The organism is Methanoculleus sp. UBA413 (assembly GCF_002502935.1).
Taxonomy (GTDB): domain Archaea; phylum Halobacteriota; class Methanomicrobia; order Methanomicrobiales; family Methanoculleaceae; genus Methanoculleus; species Methanoculleus bourgensis.
The window spans coordinates 1-2,672 of the sequence record NZ_DAQR01000135.1; the positions used below are offsets into that span (position 1 = coordinate 1).

Annotated in this window: 2 protein-coding genes and 1 pseudogene; 1 reads left to right on the forward strand and 2 read right to left on the reverse strand. The window is 61.4% G+C overall.

What is annotated here, in order from left to right; all coding sequences use genetic code 11:
• Positions 1 to 406: 406 nt before the first annotated feature.
• Together truA and BP858_RS11790 are read right to left on the reverse strand one after the other, a co-directional pair.
• Positions 407 to 1,213, reverse strand: a complete 807-nt coding sequence (truA, locus tag BP858_RS11785; protein WP_286879550.1) for a tRNA pseudouridine(38-40) synthase TruA — start codon at positions 1,211 to 1,213, stop codon at positions 407 to 409.
• Complete coding sequence (locus BP858_RS11790) at positions 1,210 to 1,875, reverse strand: CehA/McbA family metallohydrolase (protein WP_214166440.1); 666 nt, start codon at positions 1,873 to 1,875, stop codon at positions 1,210 to 1,212. The genes truA and BP858_RS11790 overlap by 4 nt, the downstream gene beginning before the upstream one ends.
• Before the next feature lie 43 nt (positions 1,876 to 1,918).
• On the opposite strand from BP858_RS11790, the pseudogene BP858_RS11795 reads away from it, so the two are divergent.
• Positions 1,919 to 2,672: pseudogene (locus tag BP858_RS11795) on the forward strand (dihydropteroate synthase); the annotation flags it as partial.

Consider the following 2,672-nt stretch of genomic DNA (forward strand, 5'->3'; position numbering starts at 1 on the left):
TATTAATATGTTATTATTAACCAGTGTTATTTAACAAATTGAATTTATTAATTAAATGTAGTTGATGGCCTGTCCCTTATCTCTCTCCCGGGTTAATTAATTGTTTCGGGCAAGGAGGGGAAACCCGGTATCGTATATTGACCAATGGTGGGGGGCTCGGGTACTCTGATTTATAGGAGGCCTGTTTTTATCGCGCACCTCAAACCATAACGTTTAATTGAAGTTATCCTGGATGAAGGGCCAAAAATTTGATTTCGCCTGCCGCACCTTCTCTGGAAGATCAACCCTCTCTCACTGAATTCTTTAAAAATAGCGATAACGAAAAGAATCTGCTTCCCGATCACGCCCGGCCTCCCATTGCCTCATCCACTAATATTATATCTAACTTCGTGACCCGCCGGTCGGGTCAGTCGTGCAACTCCTCCTCCGGTGCAAGGAGTGCCGATACCTCAGCCATAAGGGTGTGGTAGCGGTGGCGTCGGTTGGCACGGTACCGGCGGCTTTTCTCGTCGATCAGGAGCGGCGTAAAAGGGATCCCGTAGCCGATATCCCAGAGCACAAGCCCCTCCGGCGGGGCCGCAGGAAGCCTCCGCCCAGGGGGCTCGGCAAGGAGCCGGGCGATATCCCCGGCGTCGGCCTCGCCTCTTCCAACCCGCTCGAGCGCGGTTGCCATGCCCCTGACCATATTCCAGAGGAAACTCACCCCGGTCACCTCAAAGACGGCGAACGGCCCGTTCTCAAAGACCCGTGCGCTGAGCACATTCCGTTCGGGGTCCCGGCCGCCGGCGCGGGCGAACGCCGAGAAGTCGTGTCGCCCGACAAACTCCCCTGCTGCCTCATGCATGGGAGCGACGTCGCCCGGGACCGGGAAGAAGAAGTAGCGGTAGGTCCGTGACATGGCACTGTATCGCGGGTGGAACCCGTCCGGCACCCCTGCCCATGCCGTACACCAGATATCCTCTGGAAGCACCCTGTTCAGTGACCGGATCGCCCGTTCCGGTTTTTCGGTAAAAAATGAGCAGACCTGGCACCGGGCGTGCACTCCGCGGTCGGTACGACCGGCCGTAACAAATCCCGCCTCCCGCCAGTCTTCGAAGAGGCCCAGGCGCCTGCAGGCCGCGATGAACTCCCCCTCCACGGTACGGAGCCCCGGCTGCATCTGTGAGCCGAAGAAGCAGTCCCCGAAGTACGAGAAGCGAATTGCCAGTTTCATCGGTCTACCGTTTGCCGTATCCGGCGGAGAGCGCCTTTGATGGACTGCCGGGTGTAGGTGTGCAGTGGGGTCATTCTCCCTCCGACCATTGTCCGCCCTTCCCGGATCGCGGTGAGGATGGAGGCCACGTCCGGCTCAGCCGCGACGTACGTGACCCCGAACCCGACGTAGCGGGCGTTGTGAGCGTCGCTTCCTGCAACCCCGGGTTTCCTGTATCTCCGTGCGGCAACCGCGGCCTTCCGGTTCGCCGACCCGGTGATGTAGCGGCTGTTGAAGACTTCCACAGCATCTACAGCCCCGATGCTGGTCGCAAGTTTCCTCCCGACGCCGTGGCGCCAGCGGTGATAGGGATGCGGAAGGATCAGGAGGGCTCCCCGCGCCCGGGCCAGGGCGACGGTCTCAAGGAAGTCCCGCCCTGCCGGCAGGGGTTCCGTGACCCCGAGAGCGAGCAGGTGGCCCTGTCTCGTTGATATCTCGGTGCCCGGGATCACAGTCACGGTGGTGTCGCACTGGAGGGCGTAGCGGGCGCCGTCCACCGTATCGTGATCGGTGATCGCGACGGCGTCAAGGCCAATCGTCTCCGCCCTGCGCAGAACCTCCTCCACACTGCTCTCTCCGTCCCTGGAGAACCTGGTATGGATATGCAGATCGCACCGCAGCATGAGATCAGAATATTTGTCATCCACTGGATAATAATTGAGATGTATGCGCATTCTTCTGCCGACCGGTTCGGCAACGGTCGGAATTGTGAAGGCGGCGGTTCGCAGGGCTTGCGACCGCTATGAGATAGATGTGGTGGTCACCGGCGATATAGCGTCGTTCCTCGCGCCCGGCGACCTCGAGCGGCTGCTTCGCGGCGGCGACTACGATATGGCTATCGTCTCCGGGATGTGCACCGCGTCCTTCGCCGACGTCGAGCGCGAGACCGGTGTCCCGGTCTACCGGGGGCCGCGGCATGCGGCAGATCTCCCGCTGGTGCTCCCGGTGCTGGACCAGATCAGGCTCTCAAAGACTGTTCCCGCTGATGAATTCCTGGCGGCGACGCGCCGCGAAGAGGCCTGCCGGCAGGTGGCGCTCCGGGAAGAGGGGGCGGACTCTGAATTCATCATCAGGGGCGTAAAGATCGGCGGAGAAGCGCGGATGAAGGTGCTTGCCGAGATCATGGACGCGCACAGGCGTGACGACCTGGGGGGTGAGGTCAGGCGTTTCTTTGCCGACGGGGCCGATATCGTGGACCTGGGGTTTGGCTTCGATGCGACACCTGAGGATGTGGAGCGGTGTTTTTCGGCCCTCGAGGGTATCGAGGGGCCCCTGGCGGTCGATACGCAGGATCCTCTCCTCATCGCGGCGGCGCTCTTCCGTGCCGACCTGGTGCTCTCCCTGCACGAGGGGAATATCCCTGTCGTGGGCGAGGCGGTGGCTGATGCCGGGGCGGCCGCGGTCGTGGTGCCGCGCGAGC

Bases quoted from the DNA above. Each gene is read 5' to 3' on its own strand.
- truA (WP_286879550.1), bottom strand. From the start codon at position 1,213: ATGAAACTGGCAATTCGCTTCTCGTACTTCGGGGACTGCTTCTTCGGC.
- BP858_RS11790 (WP_214166440.1), bottom strand. From the start codon at position 1,875: ATGCTGCGGTGCGATCTGCATATCCATACCAGGTTCTCCAGGGACGGA.